This window comes from Flammeovirga pacifica (assembly GCF_000807855.2).
In the GTDB taxonomy this organism is placed as follows: domain Bacteria; phylum Bacteroidota; class Bacteroidia; order Cytophagales; family Flammeovirgaceae; genus Flammeovirga; species Flammeovirga pacifica.
On record NZ_JRYR02000001.1, the window covers coordinates 2945176 to 2967032 of the forward strand.

General features: G+C 32.5%; 14 protein-coding genes, 3 tRNA genes and 1 other RNA gene. 9 read left to right on the forward strand and 9 right to left on the reverse strand.

Going from position 1 to position 21857, the window contains the following annotated elements; all coding sequences use genetic code 11:
- Positions 1-78: 78 nt before the first annotated feature.
- Positions 79-1029 carry a peptidylprolyl isomerase gene (locus NH26_RS11490; RefSeq protein ID WP_084812146.1) on the reverse strand — a complete coding sequence of 317 codons (951 nt, stop codon included), beginning with the start codon at positions 1027-1029 and terminating at the stop codon, positions 79-81.
- 77 nt (positions 1030-1106) lie between these two features.
- On the opposite strand from NH26_RS11490, the gene NH26_RS11495 reads away from it, so the two are divergent.
- A complete protein-coding gene (locus tag NH26_RS11495; RefSeq protein WP_158021932.1) occupies positions 1107-1502 on the forward strand; it encodes a response regulator in 396 nt (131 codons plus the stop codon).
- Between the two features lie 66 nt (positions 1503-1568).
- Here NH26_RS11495 and fabD read toward each other — a convergent pair whose 3' ends face one another.
- Positions 1569-2438, reverse strand: a complete 870-nt coding sequence (gene fabD / locus NH26_RS11500) for an ACP S-malonyltransferase (protein ID WP_044224227.1) — start codon at positions 2436-2438, stop codon at positions 1569-1571.
- 286 nt (positions 2439-2724) lie between these two features.
- Here fabD and yihA point away from each other — a divergent pair, with 286 nt between their 5' ends.
- The 6 genes from yihA (at position 2725) to NH26_RS11530 (ending at position 5347) form a co-directional block, all read left to right on the forward strand.
- Complete coding sequence (gene yihA, locus NH26_RS11505) at positions 2725-3330, forward strand: ribosome biogenesis GTP-binding protein YihA/YsxC (protein ID WP_044224226.1); 606 nt, start codon at positions 2725-2727, stop codon at positions 3328-3330.
- Positions 3331-3478: 148 nt separating this feature from the next.
- Positions 3479-3552, forward strand: a tRNA-Asn gene (locus NH26_RS11510).
- A gap of 23 nt (positions 3553-3575) precedes the next feature.
- A tRNA-Asn gene (locus tag NH26_RS11515) sits at positions 3576-3649 on the forward strand.
- A gap of 31 nt (positions 3650-3680) precedes the next feature.
- Positions 3681-3754: transfer RNA gene (locus NH26_RS11520), tRNA-Asn, on the forward strand.
- A 298-nt stretch (positions 3755-4052) separates the two neighbouring features.
- An RNA gene (rnpB, locus tag NH26_RS11525) (RNase P RNA component class A) lies at positions 4053-4445 on the forward strand.
- Positions 4446-4483: 38 nt separating this feature from the next.
- Positions 4484-5347: a glycerophosphodiester phosphodiesterase family protein gene (locus tag NH26_RS11530; RefSeq protein ID WP_139263018.1), complete on the forward strand. Its 864-nt coding sequence runs from the start codon at positions 4484-4486 to the stop codon at positions 5345-5347.
- A gap of 150 nt (positions 5348-5497) precedes the next feature.
- On the opposite strand, the gene NH26_RS11535 is transcribed toward NH26_RS11530, so the two are convergent.
- Positions 5498-7549 carry a T9SS type A sorting domain-containing protein gene (locus tag NH26_RS11535; RefSeq protein ID WP_052432051.1) on the reverse strand — a complete coding sequence of 684 codons (2052 nt, stop codon included), beginning with the start codon at positions 7547-7549 and terminating at the stop codon, positions 5498-5500.
- 521 nt (positions 7550-8070) lie between these two features.
- Here NH26_RS11535 and NH26_RS11540 point away from each other — a divergent pair.
- Positions 8071-10374, forward strand: coding sequence for a hypothetical protein (locus tag NH26_RS11540; RefSeq protein ID WP_052432050.1), 2304 nt, complete (start codon positions 8071-8073; stop codon positions 10372-10374).
- Between the two features lie 186 nt (positions 10375-10560).
- Here NH26_RS11540 and NH26_RS11545 read toward each other — a convergent pair whose 3' ends face one another.
- The 6 genes from NH26_RS11545 to NH26_RS11570 form a co-directional block, all read right to left on the reverse strand.
- Positions 10561-11733, reverse strand: a complete 1173-nt coding sequence (locus NH26_RS11545) for a T9SS type A sorting domain-containing protein (RefSeq protein ID WP_044224221.1) — start codon at positions 11731-11733, stop codon at positions 10561-10563.
- Positions 11734-12005: 272 nt separating this feature from the next.
- Positions 12006-13406, reverse strand: coding sequence for a T9SS type A sorting domain-containing protein (locus tag NH26_RS11550; protein ID WP_084812147.1), 1401 nt, complete (start codon positions 13404-13406; stop codon positions 12006-12008).
- 216 nt (positions 13407-13622) lie between these two features.
- On the reverse strand, positions 13623-14858 hold the full coding sequence (locus NH26_RS11555) for a T9SS type A sorting domain-containing protein (RefSeq protein WP_084812148.1): 1236 nt from the start codon (positions 14856-14858) through the stop codon (positions 13623-13625).
- A 183-nt stretch (positions 14859-15041) separates the two neighbouring features.
- Complete coding sequence (locus NH26_RS11560) at positions 15042-15422, reverse strand: hypothetical protein (protein ID WP_139263020.1); 381 nt, start codon at positions 15420-15422, stop codon at positions 15042-15044.
- Positions 15423-15579: 157 nt separating this feature from the next.
- Positions 15580-16614 carry a threonine aldolase family protein gene (locus NH26_RS11565; protein ID WP_044224303.1) on the reverse strand — a complete coding sequence of 345 codons (1035 nt, stop codon included), beginning with the start codon at positions 16612-16614 and terminating at the stop codon, positions 15580-15582.
- 133 nt (positions 16615-16747) lie between these two features.
- Positions 16748-19873, reverse strand: a complete 3126-nt coding sequence (locus NH26_RS11570) for a PAS domain S-box protein (protein WP_044224217.1) — start codon at positions 19871-19873, stop codon at positions 16748-16750.
- Positions 19874-20047: 174 nt separating this feature from the next.
- Between NH26_RS11570 and NH26_RS11575 the strand changes: the two genes are divergently transcribed.
- Positions 20048-21853, forward strand: coding sequence for an SLC13 family permease (locus NH26_RS11575; RefSeq protein ID WP_044224215.1), 1806 nt, complete (start codon positions 20048-20050; stop codon positions 21851-21853).
- Positions 21854-21857 lie beyond the last annotated feature (4 nt).

The following is a 21857-nucleotide window of genomic DNA, read 5'->3' on the forward strand; positions in this document are numbered from 1 at the left end:
AAAAAAAAGAATCATTTGTTATTCCATTTAACCTGAGTTTAAGGAAAATAGTACTCAGGTTAAATGAGATTTTTTTGATTATTTTAAATTATTATGCTCTAAGTATTCTTGAATTTTAGCGTTGGGTATTTCTTCTATTTTAATAGACATTCTGATATTATCCAAAGGTCTATTTCTTCTATTTACTTTTTCTTTAGCAATGGCATCAATCACTTCTAATCCTTCTACTACTTGTCCGAAAACGGTATATTTTTGATCTAAAAAAGGGGCTCCTCCAATGGTTGTATAAGCTTCTAATTGATTGGGAGACAAACGACTCATTAGCGTGACATCATATTTCTTCTCTACCATTGGAATACATTTCCTCATCAATCTTTTCTGTCCTTGTTGGTCTCCATCATTTCCCATGGTATAATATGCAGTGGCTATTTTTTTATATTCTGATTCTTTGACCATCATCTCAAAATATTTGTACAACTTAATATGATCTATTCTTGAATCGATAAGATCTGATTTATTCCAAGTTCTACCATCAACAATATAAAATTGGCAACCACTTGAATTTCTTTCTGGATTTGTATCATCTCCTTTTCTAGCCATGGCTAATGCTCCTTTTCGATGATCATGCGATTTCGTGATTTCAGAAGGTAAAGTATAACCAATTTCCCCTCTCCCTAAATCATCATCATCGTCTGCAAATCTTGATTCTGGGTCTCCACCTTGGATCATAAAGTTTTTCATCACTCGATGAAACATTAAACTATCGTAATAATGTTGTTTGACTAATTTCACGAAATTCTCACGATGAAGGGGAGTATCTTTGTATAAAATAGCTTTCATATCGCCAAAATCCGTAGAGATTGTCACTAGAAAATCATGGTCTATTTGGCTTACTTTTACATCGACTTCTTTGTCTTTTTCCCAAAGGCCATTCGAGCTATTTCTACAACCACTCATCAATACCGTTAATGTGCTTATTATCAATAAATAGCTTATATATTTTTTATTTGATTTTTTTATGTTTTTCATATACCAAAAAGTATTATTTGTCGTTATAATTTTGAAGCATTGATTTTTTTTAAAACCAAGATAAATAATTTATGACAATGGCGTTAGCAAACGGCCTCAATAAACCAACTACTCTTAAAGCAATTGTGGTCGATGATAATATCATCAATGCACATTACTTAAAAAAAATGTTAGTTGATGAGGGAATGAATATTACTGTTGTATCAGATGTTACAAATCTAATTCAATTGATTTCAGAAAATGAGATTAAGATGATTTTTCTTAATTCTGAAACTTTAGGTCCTAAATTTCAAGAGATCATCAGTACAATTAGAGTATCGGTTAATCACGCATTAGTGATTATTGGAACGACTCCTTATAGTTTGGAAGGAGCAAGAAAAAGATTGATAGGTATGGGAGCTGAGTATGCACTTAGTACACCAATCTATAAAAATCACTTACATGATATTTTAAAAACTGTGACTATAGCATAAATCCTCATCACTTAAAGATACAAGTGATAAGGATTTATATATATTATTCTACCGTTAAATCATTTCTTATAAAGATGATACAGGCATTTTACGGTCTACTTTTTTCACTAAGCCTGATAATACTTTACCTGGCCCACATTCGATAAATTCAGCAGCTCCATCAGTAATCATTGCTTGAACCGTTTGCGTCCATTTTACAGGAGCTGTTAATTGAGCAATCAAATTCTCTTTAATAACCGAAGGATCAGTTTGAGGCTGAGCATTTACATTTTGATAAATTGGACACTTTGGTGTATTCAATGTAGTCTCTACAATTGCTTTTTGTAATTCTTCTCTTGCTGGTTCCATTAATGGAGAATGGAAAGCACCACCTACTGGCAATGGTAAAGCACGTTTTGCTCCAGCTTCTTTTGCTGCTTCACACGCCGCTTCAATACCTTCTTTAGAACCTGAAATTACTAATTGACCAGGGCAGTTATAATTTGCTGCAACTACTCCTTCAACACCTTCACATACTTTTTCTACGTCTTCGTCAGAAAGACCTAAAATAGCAGCCATTGTTGATGGATTCATTTCACATGCCTTTTGCATTGCTGCAGCTCTTTTAGCCACTAAGTTAAGAGCGTCTTCAAAATTTAATGCTCCACAAGCAACTAATGCAGAAAACTCTCCTAATGAGTGACCTGCAACCATATCAGGTGTAAATTCTTCAGCACACAACGCTGTAACTACTGAATGTAAGAATACAGCCGGTTGCGTTACGTTTGTTTGCTTAAGTTCATCAGCAGTACCTTCGAACATTACATCTGTGATACGGAAACCTAATATTTCATTTGCTCTCTCAAAAAGCTCTTTTGCCTTAGGATTAGCATCATAAAGATCTTTACCCATACCAGTAAACTGAGCTCCCTGCCCAGGGAAAACATATGCTTTCATAATTTATATTGATAACGTTGTTGTTGTTTTTCTATTTAAATCGTCGGCAAAGATAAGTAATAAAGTAAGGAGTAAGAAGTATGCAGTAAAGAGATTTAATTTTGATTTTGTAATATTAATTAGAATCACTCTCTTTCATTATTCTTATCATTAAAATGATATATTTTGAGTCATTTTCTTAATGATTCTAAGGCATTAACGATCCTTATCTTAGGATTACCTATCAACTTATATATACTTATCAAGTACTTCATTACCTTTGTGTTTCAATTATTAAGGAATTATCATGAAAATTAAAGAAGCCGTTTTTATCATTAGTAACACTGATGTGGAGAAGTGTCCTGCACCGGATAGACCTGAATATGCATTTATTGGTCGCTCAAATGTGGGTAAATCATCTTTGATTAATGCTTTGACCAAACAGAACAAGCTAGCAAAAACCTCTTCTACACCAGGTAAAACTCAACTTATCAATCACTTTTTGATTAATGATGAGTGGTACCTTTGCGATTTACCTGGCTACGGTTATGCACAAGTGAGTAAAACTGAGCGTGAAAAGTTCATGAAAATGGTAAAAAAATACATTGCCTCTCGCGAAAACTTAATGAACACGTTCCTTTTAGTGGATATCCGTCATGAGCCTTTAAAAAATGATTTGGACTTTATGCAATGGATGGGAGAAAGAGGTCTTCCTTTCTGTATTGTCTTTACTAAATCTGATAAATTAGGTCAAGGTAAAGCCTCTAAACACATTGCACAATATAAAAGAAAGTTAAAAGAAACTTGGGAGGAGTTTCCTCCGATGATTATTACCTCTTCAGAAACTAGAGAAGGGTGTAAAGATATCTTGAATTATATCGATCAAGTCAATGAATACTTTGAAAAGCAATAGATTTTAAAACTTTTTCAATCTGATTTTCAAGGAAATTAAATTTAGTTTGCAATTTATTTTGAAAATGATTTTGCAAATTCAATTTCACACATTACTTTTGCATCGCTTTAAAGGAAAACGTTCCCGAAAAGCAGAATTTGAAAAACCTTCCTCTTTAGCTCAGTTGGTTAGAGCATCTGACTGTTAATCAGAGGGTCCTTGGTTCGAGTCCAAGAAGAGGAGCAAAATATTATTTTCAAATTCATTCTCCTTTAGCTCAGTTGGTTAGAGCATCTGACTGTTAATCAGAGGGTCCTTGGTTCGAGTCCAAGAAGGAGAGCAACAAATTTTCATTATTTGGAAGAATATCTTCCTCTTTAGCTCAGTTGGTTAGAGCATCTGACTGTTAATCAGAGGGTCCTTGGTTCGAGTCCAAGAAGAGGAGCAATAAGCCTCAGCAGAAATGTTGAGGTTTTTTTGTGTTTATACTTTTTTGGTAGTGAATACTTCTTTATATACAACGATTGAAATCGTAGGTTGGTTAATATATACCTTGCCCGAATGAATTCGAACAAGATTTTTGATGAAAATATTTTAGAACATTACTTTTTTCAACTCCTATCTCCTATCTCCTATCTCCTAATTTCTAACTCATAGTTTCTAGTTTCCTTTATTATTTTCAATAATTCCTAATTTCTTCATCGAATGGTTTTATCCTAGTACTTAATTCTTACTTTTGTGAATGCGTACGCCGCTCTGTCGCTTCAGCTAGACTGAAGAGGAAAGTCCGAGCATCAGAGAGCATCACACTTCCTAACGGGAAGGCACTTGGTAACAGGTGACAGAAAGTGCAACAGAAAGTAAACCGCCTTCGGGTAAGGGTGAAAGGGTGAGGTAAGAGCTCACCGCGTTTGTGGTGACACAAATGGCATGGTAAACCTTGTGAGATGAAAGACCAAATAGGCCTTACTTTCCTTCGGGAGTGAAGTTGCTCGCTTCACAGAGTAATCAGGTAAGGTGGGTAGGTCGATGGAACCTGTGAGCAATTGCAGGTCTAGATAAATGACAGGGGGTGGATCACTTTATTTTATAAGGCACGAACATCACAGAACTCGGCTTATAGGCGTACGCTTTTTTTAAACCTTTTGATTGATCATCAAAAACTATCATCGTTTTGAAAAACCTCATTATCCTTATCACTTTCCTTTTGAGCTGTACTCACCTTTTTGCTCAAAAGTTGAATTTTAATTCAGTTGAAGATTTTTATCACTTTATGGATTATAATGCACAACCTAAACAACTAGTGAGTGCACATCGAGGTGGTCCCTATCCTACCTATCCTGAAAATTGTATCCCTACATTTAAGCATTTAGTCAAAAACATTTATGCTCCGGTGATCGAACTGGATGTTGAAATGAGTAAAGATTCTGTCATGTTTTTAATGCATGATAATCAACTTGGACGTACTACTACTGGTGAAGGGTCTGTAAGAGATTATACTTGGAAGGAGTTACAGAAAATCCAATTAAAAGATGATGATGGGAATTTAACCAAATACAAATTCGATCGTTTTGATAAAGTATTGAAATGGACTTCTAAAGGATATGCAGTACTTACTGTTGATGTAAAAAGAGGAGTTCCATTTGAGATGATTGTAAATGCTATTCGCAAAGCGAAAGTAGAAAAATACGCCGCAGTTATTACCTACAATTGGGAGGATGCAAAGCTAGTTCACCAATTAGCTCCTGAATTAATGATCAGTGTTACGATTATGAATGATCAACATTGGGAAGAAGCCAAAGCCTCAGGAATACCATTTGATAGAATGATTGCCTTTACTGGAGTGAAACTTTGTGATGCTTCATTATTAGAAAAATTACATGCTAAAGGCATTTTCTGTATTAGTGCTACGTTCCACACTTCTGATAAAGTTAAAGACGAAAAACAACGTGCAAAAGAATATCAAGATGCTTGGGAGTTAGGAGTAGATATTATTGCTACTGATCTTCCTATTGAAGCCCATCGAGCAAAAAAATAGTCTATACTAAAACTCGAAATATCATAAATAAATTAAGATCGATGAAAACCATTTCTTCGATCTTTTTTTATAAAAAAACATCTCCACAGGAAACCTATGAAGATGTTCGATAATTAATTCACTCGTTATATACTTCTCTTACCTAAAGTCTTATTGAAGCACAAATTTGCTTCGTGATATTTTTGAACCAGAACTCACATTTAAATGATACATACCTGATGGTAAATTTCCTGGTAGATTAAATTCTTGTAATAAGGTTGTAGAATTGGTATGTTCAATGGTTTTATCAACAACCAAATTACCATGATGATCATACACCTGAATTGTGATATCCATTCCTTCTATCATACCTTCTAAGGCTAGTTTTGTTGATTGATTCCTGAACAATATGTTAGGATGCAATTCAGCATAAAAATCATTTCCAAAGGTGGTTTTATCAATATGTATTGGACCGAAGATCTCTGAACCTCCATCAAAATCATATTGAACTAATCTATAGTAAGCATTGAGCAATGGATTATCATCTTCAAAAGTATAATCAATTTTATAACTTGAGTTACCTCCTTTTGCTTCAATTTCTCCGATAGAATTCCAATTATTTTGATCGGTTGATCTTTCGATTTCAAAATGTGAATTATTAATTTCTGTAGCTGTAGACCATGATAATTCTACAACTTCATTTTTAATTTCAGCATCAAATTTTGTTAGGGTTACTGGGAGATCGTGGTCATCACCACCCCCAAATGTGAACGGGCTGAAAGAGGTTGCTGATGCCGCTATATAACCAGTACCTCCTTTGAACTCAACTTCTATATCTGAATGGTCTACTGCATCAAAATAAGCTTCAGATCCCCATTCACTTAAAGAATAATGCATAAGATGTAAGGTACCAGGTTTGGTTTCATCAATTCCTGAATTTGCATTATAAGATAATACGGTTTTAAAGGTATTGGTAGACAAGTCTGTACTTACAACACTAATATCCCAATACTCTACATTACTTACTGTAACATCACCACTTAATGCAGAGTCTACATCTTCTCTACTAGAGTGAGCAGAATTATTGTATATAATAGTTAATGTATGAGGATTAGCAGCTGTTCTATTTTTCACTCCAGCTTCTCTTAGACTAGTACCATCTCCTACTGGTAACAATGTGAAATTTCCTGTTGTAGCAAAGGTCATCGACATCTGCCCATTAATATGAGATTCATCAGAACCCCCTGAACTAATGCCACTTAAATTTGTGCTATAATTTGCTCCATTTATACTACCACCAGAATTAATCACAAATCGATTACTATTTCCACTAATAATACCGTCAGTTAAAGTTAATTCACCACCCATATAAAAATCACCACCTAAAGTGATAGTATTACTAGTATTTACAGTAATATCATTGAAAGGATTTGTATTTGAGTTAACTGTTTTAAACGTTCCTGATGCATTTGTTGAAAAAACAATTGATCCATTATTACTTGCTGTTGTTAAATATCCAGCTGAAAAAACTAAATCAGAAGGTAAAGTTTGATCAATGGTTAGTGTATGGTCTTTATTTAATTGAATTGTAGCTTCTTCAGACAAAAAAGCGGTTGGAAAATCACTAAGATTAGAAGAAACTACTTGATCATTAGAATAAACTATTCCTTTATCACTAATAATTGAAACTAATGGATTCACAAACTCATCAAATCGTCCATTTCCAGATATTTTATTCTCTGCACTATTGTTATATGAAAAAGAGGATGTTGTCCCAATGTAAAAGTATCCACTTACATTGTAATTCATCGTACTATTTGAAAAAGTAACAGATGATCCATCTAATGCAAAATAGTTGACCACATTAAAATTACCATCGATACCATTCTCTGCGAAATTAATCGTTCCTTCAACAATTAAATTATTTATATTGATATCATTTAAGGAAACTATGAACTCTGTTAGAGTCCCTTTAATAGTTAAATCTCCAATGTCTAATTCAGTTGACGGACAACTCACTGAATGACCTGATAAAATTGTAAAATTATTGGATAAAGTAAATATACCTGTCGTATCAACTAAAGTTCCAGAACCATCACTTGATAAAGTCCAAATTTCATCATGAAAATTCCCTCCACCTTTACTATTCGCAGAGTAATATTCAGTAGCCCAACTCACCACAGGTAACAAAAAGGTAAATAATAATAGGTATAAGCGTTTCATGATAATAAGTATAAGAGTGTATAAAAAAAACTTTAAGTATTCACTTTATTTAGGTTTCCCTTCCATAACGCTAGAAAAATAAATTCGTTTCTTCGTTAAAAATTTGTCATGTGAAGGAATCGTATTTCTTAAAGGATTTTGTTTTTTTTATTGATTTATTGATGAAGAATACACTATGACTTATTGAATAAAAATTTGACTTTGGGAGTAGATTAAAGGAGATATTGGTATTAAATATTCACTATTATCAAATAGTCTTACATCAATGTAAAATCCTTATACTATTGATTCTTTTAAGGTATTTAGAGTAAACATATAAACACTAAAATTGTACTATATGAATAAATAATTTGGTTCTTAAGGTAGATATTCAATTCTATCCCTTTCAATTACAGTTACTTCTATTTAATGTTTAAATTGATGTTAATTAAATTTATTAAGCACAAACATTTTCATTTTTACCCTTTACCGACAGAAAGTGTGCTTCGACAATATCATTGATACTAAACCCTTAAATTTTGATGAAAAAGCTATTCTCTCGAATTACTATTATAGTATTCGCTTCCCTATTTATTGTTTCATGCCACAAACACGAAGAAGAATTAATACAGGATCAAGATGCTTCTAGCCTTAGAATGCCATTTAATCAGAATGTCTACTTACTAAACTCTACTTCCGAAGGCTCAAAAATCTATGAAGTAGAATATGATTTCCAAGGATTGGAAGAAGAGGCATTTCTTTCTGAACTGAAACTTACTAAAAATGGAAAATCATTTGTTATCCCTCGAGGTGGACACATGTGTATTAGTCCTAACAACGATTATATTACCGTTGTAGTGAGTCGAAAGAAAAAAATCTACCTAGTTAGTCTTGCTTCAAAAGAAGTAAGAGAAATACATTTATTTGGCTATAATCCTACGATCACTGTAGCTCAAATGAAAAAGAACATCAATACATACCGTTTCAAAGGTAAAATTACCCAGGTAGATGTCGATCAGGATGGCTATTTATTTTTAGCCGGAAAAAGTGGTTTTTATAAAGTGGTTGCCGATTGGGGAGATGCTAAATCGGGTGGTGCTGATATTTGGAACGATGTTGATGCCTCTCTAGATGGGTCAATATATCAAGGACAAGTATGGGCACATGCTGTACAATTTCAGTTTAGTGGTAACATAGCAGTGGAGGGTGAAGAAGATGAAGCTTTCTTTGAAAAAGATGAATACTTCGAAGAAAATGAGGTGAAACAATTAAATACAGTAAAATTCCAAGGCGGGGATATTTTATTTACACAAAACTCTCAAGAAACAGACGGTTTTGAGGAACAAAGACTTATCTCATTTAGTCAATGGAAAGGAGGGACAGCAATTTACTTGAACAAAATGGATTGGGATTGGTCTGACCTGAAAGTCTCTTTTAATGCTGGATCTTTATTCGGAGGCCTAAATGCTAAAAAAGAAAATAAAGTTGGTGGTAGAGTAACAGGCGCTGCTTTAACGGGAGATAATATGGTCTTTACTTCTCATCATTTTTCTGATAAGCTTCAATTAAGAACTTTAAATGGTGCTATTATCAAAGATAATATCAAAATGACGTTGCTTGATGATAATGGAATACAAACAGATCAAACACTTTATCACAATTGGGGAGATATGGCTTCGACTCAGTTTTTTGATAAAAATAGTTATGTATCAGAAAATCAAAATTCAAGAGAAATTAGTGGAGAATATTATGATCAATGGTTTAGAGGTCATCTTGAGGGATATCAATATGCTGAAGTGAAATTATATCGTCCTGAATATTTCAATTACGAAGTAAGAGACTTAAGCCATGACAACTATAATATCTCTAAAGAATCGAGAAAAAATTCAGCTAATGCTGATTTGGCTGATTTCAGAAAAAATGCTAGCAAATTTGTTTCTCTTGGAGGAGAAAATGGCTATATGCTAATGCAATTACCCACCCCTATAAGTATTAACGAGAATACCACTTTACAGGTAGTTGAGACATCTTGGGGTAAGAAAGCTTATTACGAACAAGCGGAAGAAGCCTGGAAAGCATACAGCGAAAAAGCGAGTATCTATGTACATAAATCATACAACGGCAGGTACTATAAAGCCGGCTTAGAAGATGACGGAGAGTGGGTAAAGGTAGGTGATGCTTATATTGCTAACAATGAATTCCATTTAAGCTATATTGAAGGTTTAGATGGAGTGTCAGCAATTTCTTGGATAAAAATTGTTGATACAGGTTCCAAAACTGGAGATGGGTTTGATGTGAATTTTGTTGCTAGTTATGAAAAACCAATGACCTCTGCTTCTGATAAAGATAAAGAGATGTTGATGAAATTCTACGAAGCAACTAATGGCGATAATTGGTTAATTAAAAACAATAATGTCAATACTTCTATCCCTTCAGATCAACAATGGAACATGGAAAATGACCTTGATAATTGGTTTGGTATAACTACTGATGATAATGGTAGAGTGATTGCTATTGAGTTAGATAACAACAACTTATCTGGAACAATCCCAGAGGAAATTGGTGAACTTAGTGAGTTAAGGCATATCAATGTTATGGTAAACTATCTTACCGGAGAATTACCTTTATCATTGACGAAGCTGACAAAACTTGAATCATTATTAATAAGCGAAAATCAATTTGAAGGAAGTAACTTTAGTGATATTATTAATCAAATACCATCGATTCAAAACTTATATATTTTCTTTAATGATTTTACATGGAGTATAGATACTATATCTCCTTTATTCAATCACCCCAATTGGAACGAAGAATATTTCTGTCCTTTTATAAAAACTTTACTTTAGATCTATAACAATATATATAATCAATGATTTGACGTAAATTAGATCACAAAAAAGTCCCTCTATTTCTGATATAATCATTAAATAGAGGGACTTTTATTTCTTCATAAATTACTAAGAAAATCCATATGGGCTTTATCAAATCTAGTGTTAGTACTCTTCTCTAACAATAGATCTAGAATACCTACCTTATCTTACTACAAATTTCATGTTATTACTTTCCGATCCATTCACCACATATACAATATACATTCCTCTTGGTATTGAATTATTTGACTGAATAGTGAAGTTCATATTATATGAATCCACCTCATACTCATTGGATAGCACTAACCTACCTTTTAAATCAAATACTTTCACTTCAGTAATTAAGTTCTTACTCAAATTGTTTAATGTTAGCACAAGAGGATCACCCACAGATAGAATATTCGGATACATATTCACATTTAATGCACTCGTTTTTTCAGCAATATTTATAGGTCCATAATAGGTTCTTTTTCCATTTAGATCAATTTCTACTAACCTATAATAATTTGAAATAGAGTTATAAGAATCCATAAACGAATATTCGATATTCACTGAACTATTACCTGCAGAAAGAACATTACCTACCGTTTCCCATTGTTTTTGATCGTAAGATTTTTCTATTTCAAAATGAGAACTATTAATCTCAGAGGCAGTACCCCAGTATAACTCCACTATATTATCATTTCTTTTACCTGTAAAGTAAATGAGATCAATATATAAGTCACTATCTCCTTTTACTTGTATTACCCCTCCATTTTCATTATTTATTATAATACTTTCGCTCATTTTCTTTTCATACTCTTCTGTAGCAGCTTCCCTTGTGTCAATATCACCGCTAAAGCATTCTTGGCACAGAGCATTACTGTTTGCTAACGACATATCTCCGTCGATTTCTAAAACACCTCCGGACTCAATGGTTATTTCAGTACCATAATGTAGAATGAGATCACCTTTTATTAAGACATGAGTATTTGCTTTAATTGTCCAATGCACAGAGTATTCTGCATATTTATTGGTTCCATCATCTGTAAAATCTCCTGAAGCAGGTCCTATCTCAAACATTCCTCCCCCTTCATCTCCAAATATACTTTCAGTGTTGATTGTAAAATCAATACCGTCATCTGCAACTTCATTATCGATATGAGAGATATTTATATTTGCTCCATCCGCAATGAATTCTAAGTGTTGAGCAGAAGTTGTGTTACATGAAACTAAACCTGATGAAGTAAAATCAGTACTTCCAGATTGTTTTTCAAAATCACATTGTGCATAGTTAAATGTAGAAAGTAAGAGCAAACAAAAGATACTAATTGGAGAATAGTTATACTTTGTCATAGTAAAGATGGGTAAGAAATAGTTAACTGTTTATTTAAGCCGATAACAAATGAACAATTCAGTTAGTTAATGATAAGATTGTTGGTATTATTCTATTTAGATATTAACGAGTAAAGAATAGTTCTATTTATTATTTTTTGGGTATAACAAAGTTAATCACTTAAGTATCAGATCAAAATTATTCCACAATAATTAATTGATTTTAAATTCATTATCACTAAAAAAGGTGATCCAAATGAATCACCTTTCTTAATCTATTTTATATTAATACCTTATTTCAATATTAATCTTTTTCTCTTCAACTCAGAACCATTTTGGAAGTGCAAGTAATAAACACCTGCGTGTAATCCATCTGGAACATCTAGATCTTTCAACATCGATTCAGAATTAGCTTGATACTCATCTGAGTATAACATTCTACCGCTACCATCAAATAATTTTACTATGACATTAGTATTTGGAACTAATCCTGTAAAACTACTTCTAGTATTATTTCCGTTTTGAATGACGTTTGGCATTAAGACAACATCAAAATCACTTAAACTATTGTTTAGTTGTACTTTAATAGGACCAAACAATTCATTGGCTCCATCAAAATCAAATTGATGTAATCTGTAATAAGCAATCTTTAGTGGAGATTCGTCTACAAATTCATACTCTATAGCGTAATTTGTGTTTCCTGAGGCTTCTACTTCTCCAATTGTTTCCCAATTAGACTTATCAGTAGATCGTTGTACTAGGAAATGAGATGCGTTGATTTCTGTTGCTGTTTCCCAAGATAACTCCACTTCGTTGTTTATCACATTGGCTTCGAAATAGGTTAGTTCTACTGGCAGATCGACTGGGAGATCTACAAAATCACGTTCTCCTGAAATACCTGAAATAAAGCCTGTATTTGAATCATTAATTGGTGGAAAACTATCACTAAGTAAAAATTCTGCTATGCCCATAACAAAACCTTTAGCGAATGATGATAATCCAGCAAACCATGTTGTGTTATCAATTAAAAATTGCTCAATTAGTTCATATGTTGTATAAGAATCATCAAAAGATTTAGGAGCAGGCTCTAATGAACCAATAATATAAATTTTACTAGGTGAATTACCATTTGTATAACCCAAATCAGCATTTCCATGTATATGTACATTAGCTACATCATCAGTGTTATATATTGGCTGATCATAAGATACATCTTCAGTTTGAGGATCTAGTATATTGATTTCAGGACTAATAGCATCATCTGTATCATAATTACCTTCTATTATTAACTGACCTGTGTGTGCTACATTTATTGATGATTTATGGTTTATTGTAAGATTACCTGCATCATTTCCCTTAATATATAAGGTTGCACCAGGTTCAATAGTAATATTTATTCCATATAAATCTACATCTATAGAACCCCCTCCACCTGAAATTGTTTCTTTTTCTGATGTTAGGCTTAATGAATCCACTTCCCATATCACAGTAGTTCCTTCAGCAATAATAATATCAACATCTCCTCCTTGTGCAGAAAACTCAACATCACCTCCAGTTAACTTACAATCACTAAAAGTGTAAGTTGTTCCTGTATTCAAATTACCAAAAGATGTTCCGCAAGTTTGTGCAAAAATTCGATATGAAGTGGTTAGTATCAGCATTGATACCAAAAAGTAGTAATTTATTATTTTCATAAAAGTAGATGTTTAGCAGTAAAATCTATTAAAAAAGAATGTAAATAAAACTAGTAGCGTTTTTTATTGTATAATATCAAGTTCAAAGTTACAAAAACTCTACCATATTTATTAATATTTATAAACAACTCTTTATTTCCAACAAGTGTAAATGTTAGTTTTTGTAAACACAAAAGGCAACCATAAGGTTGCCTTTTATTAAAATAGTTTAATTTTTTATTTTAAAATTAGCTTTTCCTTAGCTATTTGAGCTCCATTTTGGAAAATAATATGATAAAGACCTTTGTTTAAATGATTTGAATAGTTCAATTCTTCTAAAATTTGTGATGTACCATTCAACTCTATTTTATTAAAAAATACCAGTTGTCCGTTAGAACTATACACCTTATAAGATAGTTCATTTGCTGGATTTACTCCCGAAATACTTACCTTTAAAGGTGCACCAACCTGAACAGGGTTAGGCATTATAATCACCTTAAACTGTTCTTCATTACCCATATTAACATACAAAGGACCAAAATATTCTGAGGCTCCATCAAAATCTACTTGATGTAAACGATAGTAACTACTTTGCCCTAAATAATTATCTGTAAATGAGTAATCTATTTTAGTATTCGAATTTCCATGAGCATCTACCTCACCAATATCTTCCCAACGAGATCTATCTGTAGACTTTTGAACTGTAAAATGAGAGGCATTTAGTTCAGAAGCAGTTGACCATGTTAGAAGTACATTATTTCTTTGCTTTTTAGCGTTGAAAGAGATAAGTTTTACTGGGAGGTCGTCGTCTTCTAATATTTCACAATAAATTGGAAAGGTTTCACATATTTTTTCTAATTCTTGATCTTCTTCAATTCCTGGAACACTAGGTGGGCCAAGAATTGATGGATTTATAATTGATCCTTTTATCAAGAAAAAATTATTCATATTTTTATCACCATTCAAATTATTAAATCGATCTAAATTTGATATTTGAACGTCATTATAGGATATAATGGCATTTATCGTTTCACTACCTTCTTTATAATTAAATGTGGTATTTTTATATAAAGCTGACTTTAAATACACATTATCAAAAGTAAAAAAATGAGATCCTTCTTCTAAATTAACACTTGCATCATATCCATTAAAAAATCCTTCCTTTCCTAATATAACTTCTCCTCTATCTTGATTTTTATTCACAATGTAAAGATTAGAAGAACTTAAATTTATTTCACGAAATATAATATCATAACCATTTAAATCAACATAAATTGTAGTATTCGTCATATCTAATACACCACTATTTCCTACTTCAATATCTCTATTTAATTTTAGGAATATATCGTCTTCTTCATTATATGTTTTATTGAAATCATTAATAGTTGCATCCTGCCATCCATAAGCACATACAGTACTCAAACAAATCCCAATTAATGTATTCAGTAGAATTGATTTTATAAAATTTTTCATAGAAGTCTGTCATAGTACTAAGCATTAGGTGCGCTTAGTATTAGGTTTATTATTAGTTTAAAGTAAGCCAGTTTGCGATGATATCTTTATTAGGTTTTATATTAGATTCTACGTTAAGCTTACGTAAAATTTAAAAGACAAAAAATAAACCACAGTTTAAAATTTTACTGTGGTTAACTATTATTAAGATCTTACTTTTATGGACTGATTTATAAGTGTATACCTCATAATGACGTAGGAAATCAAAACTCCTGAGCCTACAGCTTCAAAAACAAGGCCTATGAGTATTGTGACAGGGTTGAGATATGCACCATTTAGTGCAAATTTTTGTAGGTACAGCATAAATTCTGGTTCTATGCTCGTGAGGTATATCATCATAAATAAAGCAAATGGTAATGCTCCTGACATGGTCACTATAATCCCCTCTATAAAACCATTGATGTATCCATATTCTTTACTCTGCCTTCTTTGTAATTCATTCAATGCTAAATAAATACCGGCGGATTGAATAAGAAAGTTTAGAACTCTTAGTTCTACAATGTGATAAAGGTTTAGTACTTTCATCACATAAAATAAAATAAGGTAACCTATAAACATAAGGAGACCATATTTCAATGCTATTTTAATCATAATAAATAAGTTTGGGTCCTTCATATAAACTAAAAAAGGCAGAAAGTTGTTTGAAACTCCCTGCCTTTTTTAATTTATAAATCACTATTTATTAAACACTTACAGAAGATAATTTTTCTAAAGTGGCAATAAATTGATTGATCTCTTCTTCGGTGGTATCAAAAGAACACATTAATCTAACTTCATGAGTTTGTTCGTTCCATACATAAAACGGTGATTGCTCTTGTAAAACAGGGATAACCGATGGATCTATTATAGCAAAAACACCGTTTGCTTGTACTCTTTGAGTAATCTCAACATTGGGAACTTTGCTTAAACCATCGGCTAGCAATTGGGCCATTTTGTTAGCATGTGATGCATTTTTAGACCATAAATCACCATCAAATAATGCTAAAAACTGTGCGGAGATAAATCTCATTTTAGAAAGAAGTTGCATTCCTTGTTTCCTCACATACTTATAATTTTCAGCAAGTTTTGTATTTAGAAATATCACCGCTTCGCCAAACATGAGTCCGTTTTTTGTGCCTCCAAAAGAGATAAAATCGACCCCAGTATCAACTAGCATTTCTTTAAAAGAAACACCTAACGATACAGCTGCATTACTAATTCTAGCTCCATCTACATGTACTAATAAATTATTTTTATGAGCGAAATCTACAATTTCTTTTATTTCAGCAACAGAATATATTGTTCCATATTCAGTAGCTTGAGTGATAGAAACTACCTTAGGCTGTGACCAATGTTGCTCGCCTAAATTCACTAAAAAGGGTTGAATATCTTGTGGGGTTAATTTACCATCTTGTTTTTCAACAGTAAGTAACTTGAAACCTCCAAATTTCTCTGGTGCTCCACATTCATCTACATTAATATGGGCTGCACTCGAACAGATCACTGCTCCATAAGATGGACAAACAGTACTTAATGCAGTCACATTAGCACCAGTACCATTCATGGTAAAAAACACTTCTATATCTTCCTTCAAAAGTCTTTTAAACATCTTTGCGGCTTCTAAAGTAGCCTCATCCGCACCATAAGCACCCTGATGTCCGTTATTTACTTTTGTTATTGCCTCAATTATTTCAGGTGATGTACCTGCATAATTATCACTTGCTAATGTCTTTTTCATTGATTGATTAAATTCGATGGTCATCCTATATCATAACGCACAAAGATAACTTTTGATTGAAAAAATTAATCAATAAATGTTTTTAGAAAGCAATTATTTCTTGACTTAGAATTAAAAAAACGGGTAGTATTTACTATTCAGCAAATAAAACTAATTGTTTATGATCTGCTTCATCAAATAAAGGCACCATAACCATAGTGTAGTTCACTCCTTTTAATTTGACATTTTCCTCCATCAACTTTGCATTCTTAACGGATTCTTTGATTTGAGTGATTTGACTGTCTGATAAGTAATCAGGTACATCAACCATTCTAACTACCTGACCTACCACTTTCTCTAATGAAGTAGTTGCTTTGATAACATTCGATTGTTTATCGAGTATACAAGCAGGACAAGGAAGCTGATCTATCCAGTTATCATCCTCAAAATTGATATCATTCTTATTAAAAATTTCATCAATTAATTGGCTGGTACTTTGAGATTGTATTCTTGTTAGAGCTGTTTTAGCCTTCTGTCTTTCAAGTTCAATATTTAATACTTTTTCTTTTTCAATAGAGCTAGAAACATCAAATACAATAAAGATATATTTAATTGGTACTTCATTTTTAAGCACTACAGAAGAGGTTGTATGCCCCCAAAGAGCTTTCTTTTTAGGTGTTCTATATTCAATAGTTCTAGAACTTATACCATTTAATTCTGGATCTAATAAACCAGAAATTGCCGTTTGATATGATGTTGTTACAATATCAGCTATAGGGTGTCCGATAATTTTATCTAAACTTTGTCCCGTCCATTTTTCAACTGCTTCATTACCCGCAATTAATTTTCCATTTAGATCTACTTCTAAGATCATGGCTTGCTCATCAAGAATTTGATTTCGAGTAGTCATCTCACTTCTTAATAAAGCTAATGTTTCTGATTGAGTACTTAATTCTTTTTTGATATACTCTTGCTCCGTACGATCTTCAATAAAGAGAGTCATTTTATCAATCTCTCCATTTAGTTTTTTCAAAGAAGATAAATGGATATTACATTTCTTCGAATTCCCTTCACTATCTACAAGTACAAACATTTGAGAAGTATTTGCTCCTGCTTTAACGTCTTTCATCATGCGTTTAAACATTCTGATTTCGCTCGCATTTTCTAAGAATTCTAGGATAGGCGTATTTCTATACTCTTTTCTTTTGTAACCTAATACCTCTGTAAATTTTGTGTTGGCAGATTTGATCACTCCATCAACATCAATATCCAACACAGGGAAGTGGTGTCCAAATGATGCTAATCGTTCAACATAAGTGAGGTCTTTTGCTTTTTGTTCAGTAGTAAATTCGGCAAATTTGATGATCTTATATGGTTTACCATCTAAACCAAATATTGGATTATATGTTCCATTCATCCATTTTTCCATGCCATTTTTACTCATACGACAGTACTCACCAGAAATGAATGATCCATTAGTTAAACTATCCCAAAGTAATTTATAGCGCATTGAATTCACTTCTTCCGAAGCCACTAAAATTCTTTCATGTTTCCCTATAATCTCTTCCTGCTTGTATCCCATCACCGAAAGGTACATATCGTTAGCAGTTAAGATTTTACCTGTCATATCGAATTCGATAATTGCCATTGTTTTACCTATGGCATCGAGAATATTTTTATTAAGGTTAGATTCTTTAGATAATTCAGTCAGTTTTGTGTTCAACTGATCTTGCACCTCCTGCATTTCATCAGTTTTCTTAATCAACGACTCTTCTTTATTCTTTAAAGAATCATTCACCTCCATTGATTCCTTTAATAGCTTACGCGTATTTTCGTTCATCATGTAAACTGCAATAGCAGAAGCAAAACGTTCACAAGCCGCATTTGCATACTCTTGTTCATGAGGTAATAAAGAGTGATAGGAAGCTATTTCAACTGCTCCATAAACGTCATCATTACCATGAACTACAGGAATAATAATAATTGATCTTGGAGGTGCTTCTCCTAAACCCGAAGAAATTGCTGTGTAATGTGTTGGTAAATCTTCTACATAAACAAATTGTTTTTCCAACATCACCTGCCCAACTAACCCTTCATTAGAAGATAATTTTCTTTGAGGGAATCTTTTCTTACCGTAAGCATAACTTGCTACTTGGTGAACAGTATTCGCTTCTTCAGCATTCATTTTTAAAAACACTCCACCCTGTAATGCATTTAAGTGGCGGGTTACAAATCGAACAAATTCATACGCCATCTCTTCGATAGAGTCAAATTGTTGTCCGTTAAGTGTTTCAGTTGTTTTGGCTAATCCTTCAGTAATCCACTTACTAACAAATTCCTCTTTAGATAATTGTTCTAGAGTGTTTCTTGCTCTATGGAATGAATCAGATAGACGTGTATTTAAACCATCAGTATTTACTTCATAATCTTTATCTCCTAGGTATTCGATCATCTCAGTAATTCTATTGAAATCATCTTCTAAGGCAAATACTTTATTTTCTATAATTTGTATGTCAGGAACTTCAGAACTTTCTTTTTCTCCGGTAAACTCTTCTAAGTTTTTTCTTAAAAGATGAATATGAATAAGTATTTTGTTTCTAAAATAAGCTCCTTGTGTAAGTAATATTAGTACACCAAAAACAACTAATAACCCGTTAAAGATTAAACTTTTAGTCCTTGTTTTTTTGATATTCTCCTCTAGGTGAAACCTCGTTTCTCTGTTATGTAACAATAGGGATGAATTTCTTCGTTGAAGAAAATCTAAAGCTTTGCCAATTTTATCACTTCCTTCTTCCTCATCCAATGCACGTGCCCTACTACTTAATGAATTACTTTTAGATTTTGCCTGAAGATTTACTGATGAATTGGATTCTATACTAGCATCCCACATCAGATCAATTTTAGTATAATAATCTTCAAACCTTTTTCTATATAATTCTAAAGAATGTGATAATTCATCATCTCCTAATTTAGTGATGATCAATATATTTTGTTTGTCAGTAGAGTTGGAAGAAGTTCCTTTTTCCATAGCTAAGATCTGAGAGTAAATCTTATCCGCTTCTTGTTTTAATTGAAGTAAGGTCTTTCTATCTTCTGATCGATAGTATTCTTTCGCATGATATGGAATATTGGCAATCTTATATTCTTGATTTAGTAGTACCTCAGAAACCTCTCTTTTTTCTGCCTGTGAAGACCTTAAAAAAGACACGAAACTGGTCAGTAATAATAAACTAAGAATAATTATTGTGGCAATTCCTCTAAACTCTGCACTAACTTTCATCTGTGATATATTAAATAGGATTTTTTCCTAGATCAATTTAAAATTTCAAACTAAGTGACCAACTATTTGATAAAAATATCAGTTTGTTATAATATAAGTATGTTATTTGTGATATCATTATCCTAACTAAACTATTATTTACTTAAAGTAATACCTGATATTTAACCTAAAATTATGCCTTACCCATTGTTACTAGCTCAAAACCATATACAATTAATACCGAAAGAATTCGATAAATGGATTGTTTTGGTCACCGTAATAACTGTCGTTATCGCATTACTTAAAGAATGGGAGAAACCTTCTACTATTTTTTTCTTAGGAGTAGTCGCTTTAATGATTACTGGTATCATACAAGTGGACAATGTCTTAAGTTCTTTAAGTAACTCTTCCATAGCTACAATCATTGTGCTAGTTATTGTGACTACTCATCTTTATCATACATTCAATGTTTCTGAGATATTAAGTCACTTAGTGGGTAAATCAAAAAAGCCTAGATTGTTTCTTACAAAAATCATAACCTTCTCTGCTTTACTTTCTTCTTTTACCAATAATACACCTGTGGTTGCTGGCCTTACTCCTTTTGTTTACGATTGGTGTAAAAAAATGGGAGCTCACCCTTCAAAGCTTTTAATACCTTTAAGTTTCAGTACCATACTCGGTGGTATGATCACAGTTATTGGTACTTCAACCAATTTAGTATTGGTTGGCTTTATAGAAACGAACAACTTACCTCCTTTAGCCTATACCGACTTCCTTTATTTGGGACTTTTGGTTACTTTTTTCGGAATTTTGTATTTAGTGACGATTGGTTATCACCTTTTACCAGAAAATAAAGAAGTTTTTGATGACGCTAAAGCGATAGCTCCCGAATATCTAATGGGATTACAAATTCGTAGAGGTTCCAAATTAATCTCCAAAACAGTTGCCGCTTCTAAAATTAAATCTTTTGATGGTGCTTATTTAATTGAAGTACACAGAAAAAATAAAGTGATAACACCAATTCCTGATGACTTTATTTTTGAAGAAAGAGATACCCTAATGTTTATGGGACAAACCGAAAACATTATGATTATTCTCAATTCTGATGTCGGTTTAGCTGTTCCTAACCATGATGATGAAGCTGAAATAGTAGAGGCCGTTATCCCAGCAAATTCTGCTTTATCTAAGAAAAAATTATCAAAAATAAATTTTAGAGAAACCTATGATGTCGAATTAGTAGCTATACATCGTAATGGTCAAAAAATCACAGGAGAATTAGACAATGTCTATCTTCAAGCAGGTGATATGCTTTTATTGTCTGCAGGAGATACCTTCTTCTCCAATATTAAGCTGTATAAAGAATTTTACGTTTTAAGTACGATAGAAAATAATAAAAACACGATTTCTACTACTAAAAAATGGGGTTACTTTAGTCTATTAGCCACACTTATTGCTTTAGTTGCATTAGATGTTATTCCATTATTAATGGCTGCTATTTTTGCCTTTTCTGGATTATTACTCATCAAAGCGACCAATTTTAATATTGTGAATAAAGAATTGGATATGGACTTATTGGTATTACTCACCTCTGCACTAACTCTTGGAGAAGCTTTTATTTCCTCAGGGGCAAGTGAAATTGTTAGTAATGTTTTTATCAAAATATTTCTTCCTTTTGGTGTGTATGGCGTATTAATCGGTTTGTTCTTATTTACTGTTATGCTTACCTCTTTCGTTACCAACGTAGCTGCAATTTCTATTGCATTCCCTATTGCCTATTCTTTAAGTCAGATGTTAGAAGTACAAAGTACTCCTTTCTTTGTTGCCATAGCCTTTGCCGCTTCAGCAGCATTTTTAACTCCTGTTAGTTACCAAACCAATTGGATAGTATATGGACCCGGTGGTTATAAACCAAAAGACTTTATGAAAGTTGGTTTACCATTGATGGGCATTTATACGGTAGTATGTATTACATTTATATTTACTTATTACCAATTTCATTAATCTA